This window comes from Geobacillus sp. Y412MC52 (genome assembly GCF_000174795.2).
Lineage (GTDB): Bacteria > Bacillota > Bacilli > Bacillales > Anoxybacillaceae > Geobacillus > Geobacillus thermoleovorans.
In genome coordinates, this window is record NC_014915.1 from 1,569,164 (window position 1) to 1,585,627 (window position 16,464).

Genomic DNA, 16,464 nt, shown 5'->3' on the forward strand with positions numbered 1-16,464 from the left:
GTGTCTCGGTTTTATGCACATAAAGAGGAAGGTGTCCCGATCGCTTGGGGACACCTTCTTGTTTCACCATAATTTGTATCCTTTCGACCCCGGCGGAGCGTTTTGAATGATGTCGATGATCGGCACCGTATAGGCGATCAAAATGAGCGCAACGACGAGGCCGATCCAAAGCTTCCAGTTTTCAAGCGCCAGTGCAGCCCGTTCATACGGAGCAGCTGCCTCGGCGACCGGAAACTCCGTTTCGCCTTTCGGGGCGAAAAAGGCCAAGTTGATCACGATGACGAGAATCAAAATAATGCCGATGAACAAGATGGTGCCGCCGACCGCTTGCGCGATTTGGTACGGAATCCATTCAAGCGCTTGCGGCGAATTGCCGTACGTTGAGAACGCCGAGCGTCGCGGTGCGCCGAGCAGACCGGCAAAATGCATCGAGCCGGACATGAACGTCATCCCAACCGCCCAAACGATCGTTTGAATGATGGCGAGCCGGTTCATCGCTTTCGTCATCACCCGGCCGGTCAAATGCGGAATGAGCCAGTATGACGCACCAAAAAATGTGAGGACGACAGTCGTTGCCACCGTTAAATGGAAGTGGCCGGTCACCCAAATCGTATTATGGACGACTTGGTTGAGTTGGTGCGAGGCGTTAATAATCCCGCCGGTGCCGGCCGGAATGAAAAACAGCATTCCGACAAACGGAGCGAAAAAGCGGGCGTCGCTCCACGGGAGTTTCCGCAGCCAGCCGAACAAGCCGGTCGCTCCCTGCGAGCGGCCGTACGATTCAAACGTCGCAAACATGGCGAACGCGGTCATGAGCGACGGAATGATGACCATGAACGTCAAGACGACTTGCACGTATTTCCAAAACGGCGAAATCCCCGGCTCAAGCAATTGGTGATGGAAGCCGACCGGAATCGAAAACAGCAAAAACAAGATAAACGCCAGCCGCGCGAGTGAATCGGAGAACATTTTGCCGCCGATCACTTTCGGAATGACGGCGTACCAAACCATATACGCCGGCAATAGCCAGAAGTAGACGAGCGGATGCCCGAAATACCAAAACAGCGTCCGGCTCAAGAGCACGTTCACCCGATCCGTGAGCCCAAGCGACCACGGAATGAGCTGGAAGACGACGGTGGCGGCGACGCCAAGCGAACAGACGAGCCATAGCACCATATTCGTCACTGACATGAACGCCAGCAGCGGGCTCACTTGACCGCGGTGCGTTTTCCGCCAGCGGGCATAATGAGCGAACATCGCAAAGCCGCTCACCCAGCTGCCGACGACGACAAGCGCCAAGCCGATGTAAAAGCCGGCGTGCGCTTGCAGCGGCGCGTAAAACGTATATAAGACAGACGCCTTACCGGTTAAGATGAAAAACGCACTCATGGCTGTTCCGATTGTCATCAGCCAAAAACCGATCCAACCGGTCCGGCGCGAACCGTCTGAGAGCGCCCCGGTTGTACGGCTGACCGCGGCGAACTGAAAGCCGATAATGAAAAACGTCGTCAGCACGAGTCCAAGCAAGACGCCGTGCGTCGTCAAAATCGTGTAATAGCTGATCCCAGCCGGGAGCTCAAACTTGCCGGAACGGACTAATGTTTGCAATAGGCCGGCGAACCCCCCGAGCGCGAGGGCGGTAAAGGCGACGAACAAATGGGCAAGCGCCAGTTTCGCATCGCGGCGATCGACTTTTTCCAACGGTTGTGCCATGTTACTCCACCACCTTTATGCGCGCCGTCATCATATGGTGGCCGGCGCCGCAATATTCGTTGCAAAGAATCGTATATTCGCCCGGTTTGTCAAACGTGGTTGTTAAGCTGTTCACATAACCGGGTTCGACCATCATGTTCACGTTCGTTCCCGGGATTTCAAATCCGTGGATGACGTCTTTCGAAGTGACGTTGATCGTCACTTTCGCTCCTTTTGGAATTTCGATCGCATTCGGTGTAAAAGAAAACGCGGCGACGACGATGTTCAACTCGTATTCCTTGTCTCCTTTTTTGACGAGCCCCGGATGATCAAACGGCGGGGTCGAATCGACTTTTTCTGGATCGATCGTTGTCAGGCAGCTCGGCGGCTGCTGTCCGGCGGCGAATGCACTTACGCCGACGACCGTCAAAAAAACGATCAAACAGCCGATGCCAAACGCAAGCCAAATTTTTTCATACTTATGGATGTGCATACCGATTCCCTCCTTTGCCGCTTACAGGCGGTGCAAAAATAAAAAGTAGACGCTGACCCAAGAAAAAATGATGAAAAAGCCGAGCAGAAACACAGAGGCCAGCGTGCCTTTGAGCGCCGGCTCTTTTTCCTTTTTCGTTTGCCGGGCCGCTGTGATCAGTTTTGCCATGCCGTATCCCTCCTCTTTGTTGGATTCATCCCCCATAACAGCAATTCGGCAGGCGCGCCAAACGGCCAATTTCCCTGCTTTGACACTATCATAACTGTACAAAACTGGGGCAACAGTGACTTTTCTCACAAAAACGATGCTGGAAGTGTGAACAAATGGTGACGTTTGTGAAAAAATGATGAAGACGTCATTTTCTCTCGCGGCAGCAGAGCCCGCCAATGTTCTTTTTGCTGGCATGTAAAGCGCCGGCGATTGAACAGGCAATGCGATGCAGCAAAGAGATTAAGCCTATCATAAAGACGCTGTTTGCCACCCGTTAAAGCAACGGCTTCTGTCAAGGCGAATATCGAAATAAACGAATGATTGAAAGTTTTTTTTGTTTAATGTTCGTGTTTTTTTTGAAAACCCGCTTTTCAAACACGCCCCCTCATGGTATACTGCTAATAACTGAATCACGCTGACTCACTCATATAATCGCAAGAATATGGCTTGCGAGTCTCTACCAGCCGACCGTAAATCGGCTGACTATGAGTGGCAATGTCAAGGGAAGGCGGCAATGGATGTTTTGCGCCTTTCTTTTGCCTTGGCTTAAAAGACATTGCCTGACTCATGGAATGAGTGAGGCCGGTGTTTTTTAAGCTTTTTTTATTGGGGGGAACCAAATATGCGTGAGTTGCTTGAGAAAATCGCCGCTGAAGGGGAGGTCGCGGCGGACGGGGTGCTGAAAGTCGACCGGTTTTTAAACCATCAAGTGGATCCTCAGCTGATGAAGCGGATTGGCGAGGCGTTTGCTGTCCGGTTTCGTGACGAGCGGCCGACGAAAGTGTTGACGCTCGAGTCGTCCGGCATCAGCCCGGCGCTTATGGCCGCCTATGAACTCGGCATCCCGCTTGTCGTTGCCCGCAAGCGGCGGCCGTTGACGATGACCGGCGACGTGTACCGCACGGAAGTATACTCCTTTACAAAGCAAGAGGCGAATGAAATCATCGTTTCTCGCTCGCTGCTTGGCCGCGGCGACCGGGTGCTGATCATTGATGATTTTTTAGCCAACGGCCAAGCGGCGCTCGGAATGGTGGAGATCATCGAGCAAGCGGGGGCTGATATGGTCGGCATCGGCATTGTCATTGAAAAAGCGTTTCAAGACGGCGGCCGGCTGCTTCGTTCGCGCGGCTTCCGCGTTGTGTCGCTCGCCCGCATCGCATCGCTTGATGGTGGCGCCATTCAATTTGCTGACGAGGTGATGAGTCGATGAAGATGAAATGGTGGCAAGTCGGATCGCTCGGCATCCAACATGTATTGGCCATGTACGCCGGGGCGATCGTCGTTCCGCTCATCGTCGGCGGGGCGCTGCATTTAACGAGCGAGCAGCTGACGTATTTAGTGGCCATTGACTTATTGACGTGCGGCATTGCGACGTTTTTGCAAGCGTGGAAAAACAAGTGGTTTGGCATCGGCTTGCCGGTTATGCTTGGCTGCACATTTACGGCGGTCGGGCCGATGATCGCTATTGGCGGACAGTACGGGATGCCGGCGGTGTATGGGGCGATCCTCTGCGCCGGAGCGGTTGTGGTGCTCATCAGTCCGTATTTCGGCAAGTTGCGGGCGTTGTTTCCGCCAGTTGTCACCGGTTCGGTTGTGACCGTCATTGGCTTGACGCTCATCCCGGCAGCGGTGAACAATATGGCCGGCGGACAAGGGGCGAAGGACTTTGGTGATCCGGCTAACTTGGCGCTGTCGTTTGGCGTGCTTGCGCTCATTATCGTGTTGTACCGCTGCTTCAAAGGGTTCATTCGCTCCATTGCCATTTTGCTCGGCATGGCAGCTGGCACGGCGGCAGCGGCCACGATGGGGAAAGTGGACTGGACAGCGGTCGCTGAGGCATCGTGGGTTCATTGGCCGCAGCCGTTTTACTTCGGCGCTCCGTCGTTTCATGGACCCGCTGTTTTAACAATGGTGCTCGTCGCGATCGTCAGCCTTGTTGAATCGACCGGAGTCTACTTCGCTTTATCCGACATTTGCCGTCGGCGGCTGACGGATGATGATTTGGCGGGCGGCTACCGCGCCGAGGGATTGGCCATCATCATTGGCGGACTGCTGAATGCGTTTCCGTACACGACGTACTCGCAGAACGTCGGCCTTGTCCAATTATCGGGCGTGAAAACGCGCAGCGTCATTTACGCTGCTGCTGCGTTTCTTGTCTTGCTTGGGTTCGTGCCGAAAATCGCCGCGGTGGCGACGATCATACCAGCTCCAGTTTTAGGCGGGGCGATGCTCGCGATGTTCGGCATGGTCATTGCCTACGGTGTGAAAATGTTAGGCCAAGTCGACCTAACTGTGCAAGAGAACTTGCTGATCATCGCCTGTTCGGTCGGCGTGGGGCTTGGGGTGACGGCGGTGCCGAACTTGTTTGCCGAGCTGCCGACCGGCTTGCGCATTTTAACCGACAGCGGCATCGTCGCCGGCAGCATGACCGCCATCATCTTAAACGCCGTCTTCCATCTAGGCAAAGCGAGAAAATCAGTTGCCCTGCCGCTGCAGGAACAAAAAATTTCATAATGGTGTTGATCGCTTTTATAGCCATCTTCGTTTTCCGGCCACTGCTCGGGAAATGGGGGTGGCTTTTTTATTGGCGTGTCGATTGACAGAGAAAATGATAGAAACTGGTGGAAGGATGATGGTATAATGGAAAGCGAATAGGAAAGGGGGTGAAACAATGGATGAATGGGTGGAGCGCCTTTTCGATGAGCTGCGGCAAATACGGAATCAGATGGCGACCAAACAGGATGTTGTACGGGTGAATGATCGCATCGATCGGCTTGAACAAACGGTGAGCGCGACGAAAGAGGATGTTGCGCGGTTAAACGGACGCGTCGGGCAACTCGAAGAGACCGTGGCAGCGACGAGAGAAGACGTTGTCCGGATGAATGATCGCATCGGGCGGCTTGAGCAGACCGTGGCAGCGACGAGAGAAGACGTCGCAGCGCTGGATGGGCGCATCGGGACCATCGAGCGGACAATGGCAACGAAAGAGGATGTCGCAGTGCTGGATGAGCGCATCGGGACCATCGAGCGGACGATGGCAACGAAAGAGGATGTCGCAGTGCTGGATGAGCGCATCGGGACCATCGAGCGGACGATGGCAACGAAAGAGGATGTCGCAGTGCTGGATGAGCGCATCGGGACCATCGAGCGGACGATGGCAACGAAAGAGGATGTCGCAGTGCTGGATGAGCGCATCGGGACCATCGAGCGGACGATGGCAACGAAAGAGGATGTCGCAGTGCTGGATGAGCGCATCGGGACCATCGAGCGGACGATGGCAACGAAAGAGGATGTCGCAGCGCTGGATGAGCGCATCGGGACCATCGAGCGGACGATGGCAACGAAAGAGGATGTCGCAGCGCTGGATGAGCGCATCGGGACCATCGAGCGGACGATGGCGACGAAAGAGGATGTTGCAGCGCTGGATGGGCGCATCGGGCAGCTTGAAGAGACCGTGGCGGCCAACAGAGACGACATTGCGGCGCTCGACAGCCGGATTGGGCGCATGGAACAAACGATGGTGACGAAAGAGGACGTTGCCGAATTGCCGTTTATTCGGCAAGCTGTCGTGGAAACGTTAGAAACGCTCCATGAAATTTCGGCGATGAAACAAACCCTCACAGAAATGCAACAAAAAGTCAATGAAGTCATTGCCGGACAAGCGCGGCAAGAGCTCGTACTTCAATCCCTCGCTTTGCACTTGCTCGAGCATGAAAGTGAAATCCGCGCGCTAAAAGCGAGATAAATAACGAACCTCTCCTATTGTACATCCTCGCTGATGATCATGTTCCTTCCAAAACAGGCCGGTTTTGTCCGCGCCTGTTTTTTGATTGCAGCAACTTTTCATAACTTTTTTTGGCTGCGAAAACTAGAAATCCATCCGCTGTTCCTGAAAAAACGGGTGTACAAACATATTTTCCATTGCATATAGTTTGGCTTGTTGCGCATCCTAATAGAATAAAGAGGAACAGACCGAGGTGTTTGTATGCCGGTTCTTTTATCCGTCGGCACAGCAAGGATGCCGTATACAGCCTCCCAAAACGAGGTGAAGCAGCATGTCGCCGGGCTGTTCGCCGGTCGAATGGCGCGTGCGGAGCGGCTGCTGCAGGCGTTTGACAACAGCGGCATTCATACGCGCACGTTTGTCCAACCGCTTGCCTGGTACAGCGCGCCGCGCGGTTTCGGTGAAAAAAATGGGGTGTACATCGACCGTGCCGTCCGCTACAGCGCAGAGGCGGTCAATGACTGTTTGCGCAAGGCTTCGTCCGTCCCTGTTTTGCATGAGGAGATCGATGCGCTGTTTTACATCTCAACGACAGGGCTGTCGACGCCGAGCATCGAGGCGCGGCTGATGAACGTATTGCCGTTCTCCCCTCATGCCGTAAGAGTGCCGATTTGGGGGCTCGGTTGTGCGGGAGGGGCGGCTGGGCTCGCCCGGGCAGCCGACTATTGCCGGGCGTTTCCGAATGCCAAGGCGCTTGTGATCGCCGTTGAGTTTTGCAGTTTGACGTTTCAACTCAATGATTGGTCCAAAAGCAATGTGATCGGTACGTCGCTTTTTTCCGACGGCGTGGCGTGCTTGCTTGTGGCCGGCGACGGAGCGGCGCCGACAGCTGGCGCGCCGCGTGTCATCGCCGCCCGCTCGGTGCTCATGCCCGGCTCGGAAGACGTGATGGGCTGGGATGTTCGTGACGAAGGTTTGTTTGTCATCTTTTCAAAAGACATTCCGGCGATCGTTCGCTCTTGGCTGCGCCCGCAAGTCGAGTCGTTTTTGCAGGAACATGGGTTAGGGCTTGGGGATCTTCATTATTTCATCGCCCACCCGGGCGGGAGGAAAGTCATTGAAGCGTACGAGGAGGCGTTCGGATTCGGTCCGGAACAGACAAAAGCCGCTAGAGACGTGCTCGCCCGCTACGGCAACATGTCGTCGGCCACCGTGTATTTTGTGCTCGAACAGATGATGCGGCAGCCGCTTTCGTCCGGGAACGGCCTGCTTATCGCTCTCGGCCCGGGCTTTAGTGCGGAAATGGTGCTGCTTCAATGGGGGGGATGATCGTGCGGTTTTGGTTCGTGTTTTTGGCGGTTGCCGGCATGCGCGTCATTGAGCTTCGGCTTGCAAAACGGAACGAACAGTATGTGAAAGCGCTCGGGGCGCGGGAGTTCGGCGCTCGCCATTACCCGTTGATCGTATTGATGCATGTCGGTTTCTTTTTGTCGTTGGCTGTTGAGGCGCTTCGAAAAGGCGCGCGCCCGTCGCGCCGCTGGCCGCTTTTGTTTCTGCTTTTTCTTGTCGTGCAAGGGCTGCGCGTATGGACAATTGGGTCGCTCGGCCGTTTTTGGAATACGAAAATTTTGATCGTGCCAAACGGCCAAGTAGTGAAAAAAGGGCCGTACCGATGGCTTCGCCACCCGAACTATGTGGTTGTCGCCTTAGAGATCGCGCTGTTGCCGCTTTTGTTTCAAGCACCGATCACCGCGCTTGTCTTTTCACTTTTGAACGCATTTTTGCTGTCGATTCGCATCGCGGTTGAGGAAAGAGCGCTGGCGGCGCTCACCGACTACCGGGAGGCGTTTCGGGAGCGGCCGCGTTTTTTGCCCCGGTTAAGGGGGGAGGCTGCCATCCGCAAGATGCGGCAAGCTGAAAGCAGCGGACAAATGAAAAACAGCCCTTGAGCCGTCTATGATGGCATCTGTTCGCCGTTCGCCTGCGGGCGGCGGCAGGGCGTTGCCTCTTTCTCTATGTCATCCTGTCGGGTTACGGCGGGATTTTTCTTTTTTTCTATTGGGAAACGGGGCGAAATGCAGTAAAATGAATGTAAATGACATTGACGGAAACAAAGGGGTTTTGGTCATGGGGCATATTGCGATTGAGCGGCCGTCATTGCGGCTGTGGCTTTCGAAAATGATCGACATGCACGATCAGCTTCAGTCCGCGGATGACCAGGAGCATGCGGACAAAGTGAAGCAGCTCATCGAAAAAGCGGCATCCGGTGAGCTCATTGTCGCATTTTGCGGCCATTTTTCCGCCGGCAAATCGAGTTTGATCAACGCGTTGCTCGGCGAGCCGATGCTGCCGTCCAGCCCGATTCCGACGAGCGCCAATCTCGTCAAGGTGAAAGCCGGTCCGGACTATGTGCGCGTCTTTTTCCACCGCGATGAGCCGGTCGAGTATGAACCGCCGTACGACCCGGACTTGATTCGCGCCCAATGCCGGGACGGGGAGACGATCGAATGGATTGAAATCAGCCGAACGACGGACGCCATCCCGCCGGGGGTTGCGATCCTCGATACGCCGGGCATCGATTCGACCGATGACGCCCACCGGCTGGCGACGGAGTCAGCGCTTCATTTGGCGGATGTCGTCTTTTACGTCATGGATTATAACCATGTGCAGGCGGAATTAAACTTCCAATTTACAAAACAATTAACAGATGAAGGAAAGACCGTTTATTTGATCATCAACCAAATCGATAAACATCGCGACGACGAGCTGCCGTTCGCTGAATTTCGCGCCTCGGCCGCCGAGGCGTTCCGGCGTTGGGGGGTTGAGGCGGCCCGTTTGTTTTTCTTGTCGCTGAAAGACCCGTCACATCCGCACAACGAATGGCATGAGCTTGTCGCTTGTTTGCGCCGGTTGTTTGCCGACAAGGAGGAATGGCTCGTCCGCGGCGCCGAGTCGGCGTTAAAACGGATCGCCGACTGCCATCTTGAGCATCTCCGCGCGCGGCACGAGCCGCTTGAGCAAAAGATTGAGGCGCGCCTCGAGGTGCTTGGCGGCGCCGATGACGAAGCGGCGGCCATCGCGGAGCTCGATCGCCTTGAGGCGGAGCTTGCCGATTGGCAAACAGCGCCGTCGCGGGCGGAGGAGGCGTTCCGTTCGGAGCTTGAGCGCGTGCTGCAAAACGCGTACGTGATGCCGTTTGAGACGAGGGAGCGGGCTGAGGCGTACTTGCAGGCGATGCAGCCGAATTTCAAAGTGGGCTTGTTGTTCGCGAAGACAAAAACGGAGCAAGAGCGCAAGCGGCGGCTTGAGGCGTTTTATGAAAGCGTCAAAGCGCAAGCGGCGGCGCAGATCGAATGGCACGTCCGCCAGCTCCTTGTTCAGTTTGGGAAAGAATGGCATGCTGATGACGCTTGGCTCAGCGAGTGCCAGCAATGGACGGCGGAGTGGGATGAGACGATGCTTGCCGGCCTCGTCAAACAAGGGGCGGAATCAAGCGGCGCCGCGCTATTAAATTATACGGATGAGGTGGCGGCGGCGCTGAAAAAACGCTACCGTGACTCGGCGCTCGCCTTGTTTGCCGAACTGAAGGAACAAATCGCCAAACGGGCGGCCGCCCAAACAGAAACATTGAACGGACAGTTTTCGGCGGCGCGCGAAAAAGTGGAGCTCGCCGCCCGCCTCGCCCGCCTCAGAGCCGAGCGGGACGAGCGCCGGCGTGCGTTCGAGCAGCTGATCGCTGCTCCATGCGAGTCTGCATCGCTTGATGAAAACCGTCTCGCCGCGTTGACGGCGCCGCCGGTCTTCCGGAAAGCGCGTCATGCCGAGGCGGCAAAACCGCAAGCAGCATCCAAGCCAGCGGAAACAAGCCGTCTTTCCGTCAAAGAGCAAGCGCTCGGTCAGGAAGCGGCCGGCCTCGGAGTGAGCGAAAGAGCGGACGAAGCTCGGACGCTTTCAAGCGGCGGAAAACAGCGGAGCGAAGAGGCGGCCGATCGGCTTGAGGCGGCGGCGGCTTGGCTTGAACGGTCCGAAATGCTTGGCCGCTTCGCTGGAACGTTGCGCGACAAGGCGCGTCGGCTTCGCGAGCGATCGTTTACCGTCGCCTTGTTTGGCGCCTTCAGCGCCGGCAAATCGTCGCTGGCGAACGCCTTGCTCGGCGCCCCGCTTCTGCCATCGTCGCCCAACCCGACAACCGCCGCCATCAGCAAAATCGCCCCGCCTGATCACAAGCATCCGCACGGCACGGCGGTGGTCAAGGTGAAAAGCGAACCGAAAATTTGGACGGATGTGCAATCGTCGCTTCGGCAGTGCGGCCATGAGGCGGATACATGGGATGAAGCGCTCCGTCTTTGCGCCCGCCTGGCCGAATCGGGAGCCGAACATCCGGCGCAAAAGCCGCATGTGGCTTTTTTGGCAGCTGCCGCGGCCGGCTATGAGCGGATGAACGGTCGATTCGGGGAGATCGTCTCCATCGGTTGGGAAGAACTCGAGACGTATGTTGCTGACGAAGCGGTGTCATGTTTCTTAGATGAGGTCGTGTTGTACGCCGACTGTCCGCTCACCCGCCAAGGGGTGACGCTTGTGGATACCCCGGGGGTGGATTCACTTAACGCCCGCCATACGGGAGTGGCGTTTCATTACATGAAGCATGCTGATGCGTTGTTGTTTGTGACGTATTATAACCATGCGTTCTCGAAAGCAGACCGCGAGTTTTTGCTTCAGCTTGGGCGCGTGAAAGACACGTTTGCGCTTGATAAAATGTTTTTCGTCATCAATGCGGCTGATTTGGCCCAGTCGAAAGAGGAGCTTGAGGCCGTCATTTCCTATATGAACGGAGAGCTCGCCCGCTTCGGCATCCGCTTCCCGCGCCTTTATGCGCTCTCAAGCCGCTTGGCGCTGGCGGAAAAAACGGGGGCCGAGCCCGGTCCGCGCGGCGTCTTGGCGGACTCCGGCTTGTCTGCCTTTGAAACCGACTTCTTCCGCTTCTTAACGGAAGAACTGGCGGAAGTCGCCGTCGAGAGCGCATATGCCGAGCTTGAGCGGGCGCGGCGGACGGCAGAGGAATTCGCGCGCGCCGCCGGGCAAAGCGAAGCGGAAAAAGCGGAGAAACGGCAGGCGCTTGAGGCGGTGAAAACGAAGATGCACGCCGTGCTTGCTGGCATTGATGATGCCTACGGCCGGCAGGCGCTTCGCCAGGAAGTCGACGAATTGCTCTATTACGTCAAGCAGCGCGTCTTTTTCCGCCTCAACGATGTGTTTAAGGAGGCGTTCAACCCGGCGGTGCTCTGCGACGACCAAGGCCCGGCGCATCGGGCGCTTGAGCGTTGCCTCGACGAGTTGCTCGCATCGGTTGGCTTTGATTTGGCCCAAGAGTTGCGGGCGACGAGCTTGCGTGTTGAGTCGTTTTTGCACAAGCAGCTGGCCGAGCAGTTCTCGCGCCTATTCCATGAGCTTCGTCGTTTCGATGATGCGCTCGCGCTCACGCCGCCTGAGCCGTTTGCCTTTTCGGCGCCGGAGTTTGCCAACGCCCTTGGGGATGTAGACCGGGTGCGGTTTACCAAGGCGCTTTCGCTGTATAAAAACGCCAAATCATTTTTTGAGCGCGACGAAAAGCGGCGGATGAAAGAGGAAATTGAGGCGGCGCTTGTCGAGCCGATCGACGCCTATTTGGCTGAGCAAAAAGAGCGGCTTGTGGCGACGTACGCAGAACAATACAAGGCTGCCGTCGCCGCACTTTCGGCCGCTCTCGCGGAACAAGTCGACAGCTATATGGAGGGCTTGCTTGCCGTGCTCTCCGCAACGGCGGATCATGAGGCGCTCGCCCGCATCGAAGCGGCGCTTCGCGGCCTTCTTTCGGGCCGCGGCGGGGAGGCGCGTTGATGAACCGGTTTCACGCTTGCGCTACATGCATCCACTACCGTATAGAAAAGCGAGCCGACGGGCTGTACACGTATTGCCACCGGCTCGGCTATGCGACGAAACCGAACTATCGGTTCAACTGTTGGACGCCGAAACCGAACGTCCGGCGTTTGATGGAAAAAGAAGCAGGAAAGGACGAGGACCATTGAGCGAAGTGCATCACGCGATCACTGCCCATGTGCAAAAACAGCATACCATCTTGAAGCAATTTGCTATGCTCGACGCCGAGCGCGAGCGGCTCATCGACGAAGCGGTCGAGCGGTGCCGCCGCGGCGAGCCGTTTACGGTTGATGGGATCAATGAAGTGACGAAGCGGATGAACGAACTGGCCAAAAGCGGCCTCGTGCAGGCGCGCCGGTGCGTGACGCCGGAGATGGTGCGCGAGTACGTGAACCGGCTTGAAGGGAAAGAGCGATCGTGACGATGGCGAGCGCTGGCTGAGCGTGTCGGCGCCGCCGGCGTCCTGTTGATGATTGGCTGCTTTCCGTTCCGATCAAGAAACAACGTTTGGCGTCAGCAAAAACAAAAAGGGGGAGGACATATGGCGTCGCTTGTTTCCCATGAATGGCTCCTTCGCCATTTGCACGACGAAAACACGCGCATTCTTGATTGTCGGTTTTGGCTTGGCGATCCTGCGAAAGGAGCGGCCGTTTACCAGGAAGATCATATTCCCGGTGCCGTGTATATGGACTTGGAACGCGACTTGTCGGGCCCAGTCGGAGAGCACGGCGGCCGCCACCCGCTTCCGTCGGCCGAGCAAGCGGCGGACGTGTTTGGCCGGGTCGGCATCGATGAAACGGTGACCGTTGTCGCTTACGACGACCAAGACGGGGCGATGGCGGCGCGTTGCTGGTGGCTGCTTCGCTATTTCGGCCATGCCCACGCATACGTATTGGACGGCAATTATCGTGAATGGAAGAAGAAAGGGCATCCGGTGACGAACGTCGTCCCTGCTGTGGCGTCCCGCCCGTTTCGGCCGCGTCCGGATCGGTCATGGCTGGCGACGGTTGAGGATGTGCGCGCCGCCGTCCGCGATCGCTCGGCTGTGCTCATTGATTCGCGTGAATGGAAGCGATATGCCGGCCTGGAAGAACCGATCGACCGTCGAGCCGGCCGCATCCCAGGAGCGGTGCACCGGTTTTGGAAAGACGGAATGACGGAAGGCGGCTACTGGAAAAGCGCTGTCGAGCAGGCGGCTCGGTTTGCCGATTTTGACCGTGGGCAGCCGTTGATCGTTTACTGTGGTTCCGGCGTCACCGCCTGCCCGAACGTGTTGGCGCTCCACGAAGCTGGTTATCACAACGTTCGGCTGTACGTCGGCAGTTTCAGCGACTGGATTTCCTATCTGGACCACCCGATTGAAACGGGTGACCCGTCATCCGATGCTTAGTTTTCTCCGATTCGGGCTGAAACATCATTCGACGCCTCGGTGTTGTCGGATGGAACCGTTGTTTCCTTTTCGTTTTCTTTTTTCGGTCCGCATGAGGTCGAAGCGTTGTTGATTTTCAACGATTTTCACCTAGTGTTTGTTTCGCTTTTCTTCCATTGTTTCGGCCGCCGGTTGAAGCCGCTGTATGCATAGTTTTTTGGCCGCCGGCGGATACTATAGGTGAACCGACGGAAGCAGAGGAGGAGACGCATGGGACGGACAAAGCTTGGCAATGCCAATGCCCAACGAAACAACAACGCGAAGAAGAAAAACGGCTTTAACGAATGGAGGAGCGAATTCGCTTCGTACGCAGAAGTCGAAGCGGAGAAAATGAAAAACGATCATAAAAACATCCGATCATGATGAGGGCGCGCCCCTCGTTTTTTCGTTTTAAGCACGATGGTTGGCAAATGTCAAACGTATGTGCTATAATCGTGGACAGAGCGGCGGGAGGCTCCGGTAGGGAGGGGACAACGTGCGGAAATGGCTAGTCGTTCTTTTGTTCTTGGCTGTCGCCGGCTATGGCCTTTGGAATGTGATGGCAGCTGACAAACCGAATGAAGCAAACGGAGCCGGTCCGGAAGTGGGTCAGACGGCTCCCGACTTGACCTTGCCGGCGCTTGGGGGCCAGTCGGTTAAGTTGTCGGCGCTGCGCGGCAAAGCGGTCGTCCTCAACTTTTGGACGTCGTGGTGCCCGCCGTGCAAAAAGGAAATGCCGGAGCTTGCCAAGTTTTACGAGCGGCATGGCCGCGAAGTTGCGCTCCTTGCCGTTCATTTGACGACGCAAGATACGTTGGACAACGCTGAGCGGTTTGCGAAAGCGAACAGGCTCATGTTTCCAGTCGGCCTCGATGTGCGCGGCGAAGCGCTTCGTCAATATCGAATCCAAACGATTCCAACGACGTATATTATCGATCCAAACGGCGTCATTCGGCGAAAAATTGTCGGCCCGGTGACGGCGAAGCGGCTCGAGCAGGAAACAGCGCTTTTTCGTTGAGCAGATGGCTGCAGCGAAAGGCGCTTTCTTCGTGGTTCGTTATTTTTCAAAAAGTTGTCATAATTTTTATCTTTTTTGGGCATGAATAAGATTACAATAAAAGTGAGGGGAGGTTGAAGCGATGAGACGATCCCGCAAAATGACTCTCCAAGAACTGATCAGCGAGAACAAACGGCAATTGTTGAACGATCGGGAAGCGCTCGAAAAAATCGAGAAAAAGCTGGAAGAGCGGATGCTCAAAAAAGCAGAATGACCCATGCATAGCGGTTCTCCGGGCGGACAGACTAGATGGCGAGGAGGCGAAGACAATGAGCAATCCGAAAGGAAGCCGCAAACATTTCGTGCCGAACCATATCGGCACACAGCCTCGCGCCGCAGGAGGAAACAAGGGCAAACAAATGCAAGACCAGTCCGGCCAGCACGCCCAAGTCATCCAAACGAAGGGCGAATAGCCGGAAACTCGCGCAAAGGAGGAAGCATTCATGCCGCGTCCGAAACCGGATGACCGCAGCGACAATGTGGAAAAGCTGCAAGAAATGGTGCAAAACACCATTGAGAACATAGAAAAAGCCGAAGAAACGATGCAGTTTGCGTCGCCGGAGGAGCAGGAGAAGATCCGTGCGAAAAACCGCCGCCGCGAAGAAGCGATCGCTGCGATGCGCGCGGAAATCCGAGACGAAGCAGCTGCACGGGAACACGGCTACCAGTAAACGAAGCAGCCCTCATGCGGGGGCGGCTTCGTTTTTTTGTCTACCGCTTGAGCGAGCCGACGGGCGAATGGTAACATAGAAGAGGGGGCTCGGTAAAAAATGGAGGGAGAACGAACGTGAAAGTGGCAGAAAAACAAATTGAAGTGCGTTATGCGGAAACAGACCAAATGGGCGTCGTCTACCACGCGAACTATTTAGTTTGGATGGAAGTCGGGCGCACGGAATTGATCAAACAGCTTGGCTTTCATTATGCTGACATGGAGAAAGAAGGCATCATTTCGCCTGTTGTCGATTTGCAAGTGTCGTACAAAAAGCCGCTTCGTTATGGGGAAACCGCGACTGTCCGCACATGGATTGACGCCTATGACGGCATCCGCGTGACATACGGCTACGAGATTCTCGCCCCGGACGGCGAGGTGGCGGTGACCGGAAAGTCGCAGCACGTTTGCGTCAAGCGCGATACGTTTCGGCCGATCGTGATCCGCAAATATTTTCCTGACTGGCATGAAGCATATGAGCGGGCGAAGCGGTAAAGGGGAGCGGTGCGATGGCGTTTGGCATCCGCCGACATGAGCTCGCGGCATGGAAAGAGAAAGTGAAGCGCGGTGAAATCGCCTTTTTGACCCACTATTGGTACGACGAACGGTTTCCGCATTGCACGACAGTGACGAAAGTCGGCTGCGCCGATGTCGAAAAACTCGCCGCTTGGGGGCGGCAGTACGGGCTGAAGGAAGAGTGGATCGACCGGCGCGGTGAGTTTCCGCATTTCGATTTGCTCGGTGAGACGCAAACGCGCATTTTGCAGCAGGAAGGACGGCTGTTTGAACTGGAACGATTCACGAAACGGGGGAAGAAGGAATGATGATCGATTTGGCCGTTGTGAAGGAAATGTCGAAACATACGTTGATCGATACGCTCGGCATCGAAATTGTTGAGATTGGCGAAGGCCGCGTCGTCGCGACGATGCCGGTCGACTGGCGCACGCACCAGCCGGCTGGGCTGCTGCATGGCGGCGCCTCAGTCGCCTTAGCGGAGACGGTCGCCAGCATCGGCGCGTACGCGCTTGTGGACCCCAACACGGAAAACGTCGTTGGATTGGAAATCAACGCCAATCACGTCCGCGCCGTTCGCCGCGGGACGGTGACGGCGACAGGGACGGTGTTGCACCGCGGCCGGACGACGATGGTGTGGGATGTGCGCATTACGGACGAACAAGGGAAGCTCGTCTGCATCTCCCGCTGCACGATCGCCATTATTCGAAAAAGCGAGCGCCAAGGCTAGCTTTTTCAATCG

The 16,464-nt window shown here is 56.3% G+C and carries 20 protein-coding genes and 1 riboswitch; of the genes, 17 read left to right on the forward strand and 3 right to left on the reverse strand.

The annotated features are described in order from the left end of the window. Positions 1-63: 63 nt before the first annotated feature. The 3 genes from GYMC52_RS07750 to GYMC52_RS07760 are packed head-to-tail and all read right to left on the reverse strand — an operon-like array spanning position 64 to position 2,353. The gene (locus GYMC52_RS07750; protein WP_013145461.1) at positions 64-1,713 is read right to left on the reverse strand and encodes a b(o/a)3-type cytochrome-c oxidase subunit 1; all 1,650 of its coding nucleotides are present in this window, start codon (positions 1,711-1,713) and stop codon (positions 64-66) included. A gap of 1 nt (position 1,714) precedes the next feature. Continuing rightward, entirely contained in the window at positions 1,715-2,185 is a 471-nt protein-coding gene (locus tag GYMC52_RS07755) for a cytochrome c oxidase subunit II (RefSeq protein ID WP_011231043.1), read from the reverse strand. Positions 2,186-2,206: 21 nt separating this feature from the next. Next, positions 2,207-2,353 (reverse strand): cytochrome c oxidase subunit 2A, encoded by a 147-nt coding sequence (locus GYMC52_RS07760; RefSeq protein ID WP_011231044.1) that lies wholly within the window; start codon positions 2,351-2,353, stop codon positions 2,207-2,209. A 446-nt stretch (positions 2,354-2,799) separates the two neighbouring features. Beyond that, a riboswitch (purine riboswitch) is annotated at positions 2,800-2,901 on the forward strand. Positions 2,902-3,017: 116 nt separating this feature from the next. Here GYMC52_RS07760 and GYMC52_RS07765 point away from each other — a divergent pair. The 17 genes from GYMC52_RS07765 (at position 3,018) to GYMC52_RS07835 (ending at position 16,452) form a co-directional block, all read left to right on the forward strand. Beyond that, on the forward strand, positions 3,018-3,605 hold the full coding sequence (locus GYMC52_RS07765; protein ID WP_013145459.1) for a xanthine phosphoribosyltransferase: 588 nt from the start codon (positions 3,018-3,020) through the stop codon (positions 3,603-3,605). Then, positions 3,602-4,909, forward strand: a complete 1,308-nt coding sequence (locus GYMC52_RS07770; RefSeq protein ID WP_013523656.1) for a nucleobase:cation symporter-2 family protein — start codon at positions 3,602-3,604, stop codon at positions 4,907-4,909. Before GYMC52_RS07765 ends, GYMC52_RS07770 begins: the two co-directional genes overlap by 4 nt. Before the next feature lie 157 nt (positions 4,910-5,066). After that, positions 5,067-6,140, forward strand: a complete 1,074-nt coding sequence (locus GYMC52_RS07775; RefSeq protein ID WP_013523657.1) for a hypothetical protein — start codon at positions 5,067-5,069, stop codon at positions 6,138-6,140. A gap of 240 nt (positions 6,141-6,380) precedes the next feature. Then, positions 6,381-7,448, forward strand: a complete 1,068-nt coding sequence (locus GYMC52_RS07780; protein WP_013523658.1) for a type III polyketide synthase — start codon at positions 6,381-6,383, stop codon at positions 7,446-7,448. After that, positions 7,445-8,068 (forward strand): isoprenylcysteine carboxyl methyltransferase family protein, encoded by a 624-nt coding sequence (locus GYMC52_RS07785; RefSeq protein ID WP_013523659.1) that lies wholly within the window; start codon positions 7,445-7,447, stop codon positions 8,066-8,068. The genes GYMC52_RS07780 and GYMC52_RS07785 overlap by 4 nt, the downstream gene beginning before the upstream one ends. Positions 8,069-8,246: 178 nt before the next feature. After that, the gene (locus GYMC52_RS07790) at positions 8,247-11,996 is read left to right on the forward strand and encodes a dynamin family protein (protein ID WP_015731697.1); all 3,750 of its coding nucleotides are present in this window, start codon (positions 8,247-8,249) and stop codon (positions 11,994-11,996) included. Next, positions 11,996-12,184 carry a hypothetical protein gene (locus tag GYMC52_RS07795; RefSeq protein ID WP_013523661.1) on the forward strand — a complete coding sequence of 63 codons (189 nt, stop codon included), beginning with the start codon at positions 11,996-11,998 and terminating at the stop codon, positions 12,182-12,184. The genes GYMC52_RS07790 and GYMC52_RS07795 overlap by 1 nt, the downstream gene beginning before the upstream one ends. Continuing rightward, positions 12,181-12,456: a YpbS family protein gene (locus GYMC52_RS07800; RefSeq protein ID WP_015731698.1), complete on the forward strand. Its 276-nt coding sequence runs from the start codon at positions 12,181-12,183 to the stop codon at positions 12,454-12,456. The genes GYMC52_RS07795 and GYMC52_RS07800 overlap by 4 nt, the downstream gene beginning before the upstream one ends. Positions 12,457-12,576: 120 nt before the next feature. Next, a complete protein-coding gene (locus GYMC52_RS07805) occupies positions 12,577-13,425 on the forward strand; it encodes a sulfurtransferase (RefSeq protein ID WP_013523663.1) in 849 nt (282 codons plus the stop codon). A gap of 249 nt (positions 13,426-13,674) precedes the next feature. Then, the gene (locus tag GYMC52_RS19730; RefSeq protein ID WP_011231053.1) at positions 13,675-13,827 is read left to right on the forward strand and encodes a hypothetical protein; all 153 of its coding nucleotides are present in this window, start codon (positions 13,675-13,677) and stop codon (positions 13,825-13,827) included. Between the two features lie 112 nt (positions 13,828-13,939). Next, entirely contained in the window at positions 13,940-14,461 is a 522-nt protein-coding gene (locus GYMC52_RS07810) for a TlpA family protein disulfide reductase (protein ID WP_013523664.1), read from the forward strand. Between the two features lie 121 nt (positions 14,462-14,582). Further along, on the forward strand, positions 14,583-14,714 hold the full coding sequence (locus GYMC52_RS18560) for an FbpB family small basic protein (RefSeq protein WP_011231055.1): 132 nt from the start codon (positions 14,583-14,585) through the stop codon (positions 14,712-14,714). Between the two features lie 55 nt (positions 14,715-14,769). Continuing rightward, complete coding sequence (locus GYMC52_RS07815; RefSeq protein ID WP_011231056.1) at positions 14,770-14,913, forward strand: acid-soluble spore protein N; 144 nt, start codon at positions 14,770-14,772, stop codon at positions 14,911-14,913. 30 nt (positions 14,914-14,943) lie between these two features. Then, positions 14,944-15,171 (forward strand): small acid-soluble spore protein Tlp, encoded by a 228-nt coding sequence (gene tlp, locus GYMC52_RS07820; RefSeq protein ID WP_013523665.1) that lies wholly within the window; start codon positions 14,944-14,946, stop codon positions 15,169-15,171. A 116-nt stretch (positions 15,172-15,287) separates the two neighbouring features. Beyond that, on the forward strand, positions 15,288-15,704 hold the full coding sequence (locus GYMC52_RS07825; protein ID WP_013145448.1) for an acyl-CoA thioesterase: 417 nt from the start codon (positions 15,288-15,290) through the stop codon (positions 15,702-15,704). Positions 15,705-15,718: 14 nt separating this feature from the next. Beyond that, positions 15,719-16,033 carry a hypothetical protein gene (locus GYMC52_RS07830; protein ID WP_011231059.1) on the forward strand — a complete coding sequence of 105 codons (315 nt, stop codon included), beginning with the start codon at positions 15,719-15,721 and terminating at the stop codon, positions 16,031-16,033. Next, on the forward strand, positions 16,033-16,452 hold the full coding sequence (locus GYMC52_RS07835; RefSeq protein ID WP_013523666.1) for a PaaI family thioesterase: 420 nt from the start codon (positions 16,033-16,035) through the stop codon (positions 16,450-16,452). The genes GYMC52_RS07830 and GYMC52_RS07835 overlap by 1 nt, the downstream gene beginning before the upstream one ends. The last annotated feature ends 12 nt before the right edge of the window (positions 16,453-16,464 follow it).

Coding starts and splice junctions, on each gene's coding strand:
- GYMC52_RS07750 (WP_013145461.1), bottom strand. CDS start 1,713: ATGGCACAACCGTTGGAAAAAGTCGATCGCCGCGATGCGAAACTGGCG.
- GYMC52_RS07755 (WP_011231043.1), bottom strand. CDS start 2,185: ATGCACATCCATAAGTATGAAAAAATTTGGCTTGCGTTTGGCATCGGC.
- GYMC52_RS07760 (WP_011231044.1), bottom strand. CDS start 2,353: ATGGCAAAACTGATCACAGCGGCCCGGCAAACGAAAAAGGAAAAAGAG.
- GYMC52_RS07765 (WP_013145459.1), top strand. CDS start 3,018: ATGCGTGAGTTGCTTGAGAAAATCGCCGCTGAAGGGGAGGTCGCGGCG.
- GYMC52_RS07770 (WP_013523656.1), top strand. CDS start 3,602: ATGAAGATGAAATGGTGGCAAGTCGGATCGCTCGGCATCCAACATGTA.
- GYMC52_RS07775 (WP_013523657.1), top strand. CDS start 5,067: ATGGATGAATGGGTGGAGCGCCTTTTCGATGAGCTGCGGCAAATACGG.
- GYMC52_RS07780 (WP_013523658.1), top strand. CDS start 6,381: ATGCCGGTTCTTTTATCCGTCGGCACAGCAAGGATGCCGTATACAGCC.
- GYMC52_RS07785 (WP_013523659.1), top strand. CDS start 7,445: ATGATCGTGCGGTTTTGGTTCGTGTTTTTGGCGGTTGCCGGCATGCGC.
- GYMC52_RS07790 (WP_015731697.1), top strand. CDS start 8,247: ATGGGGCATATTGCGATTGAGCGGCCGTCATTGCGGCTGTGGCTTTCG.
- GYMC52_RS07795 (WP_013523661.1), top strand. CDS start 11,996: ATGAACCGGTTTCACGCTTGCGCTACATGCATCCACTACCGTATAGAA.
- GYMC52_RS07805 (WP_013523663.1), top strand. CDS start 12,577: ATGGCGTCGCTTGTTTCCCATGAATGGCTCCTTCGCCATTTGCACGAC.
- GYMC52_RS19730 (WP_011231053.1), top strand. CDS start 13,675: ATGGGACGGACAAAGCTTGGCAATGCCAATGCCCAACGAAACAACAAC.
- GYMC52_RS18560 (WP_011231055.1), top strand. CDS start 14,583: ATGAGACGATCCCGCAAAATGACTCTCCAAGAACTGATCAGCGAGAAC.
- GYMC52_RS07815 (WP_011231056.1), top strand. CDS start 14,770: ATGAGCAATCCGAAAGGAAGCCGCAAACATTTCGTGCCGAACCATATC.
- tlp (WP_013523665.1), top strand. CDS start 14,944: ATGCCGCGTCCGAAACCGGATGACCGCAGCGACAATGTGGAAAAGCTG.
- GYMC52_RS07830 (WP_011231059.1), top strand. CDS start 15,719: ATGGCGTTTGGCATCCGCCGACATGAGCTCGCGGCATGGAAAGAGAAA.
- GYMC52_RS07835 (WP_013523666.1), top strand. CDS start 16,033: ATGATCGATTTGGCCGTTGTGAAGGAAATGTCGAAACATACGTTGATC.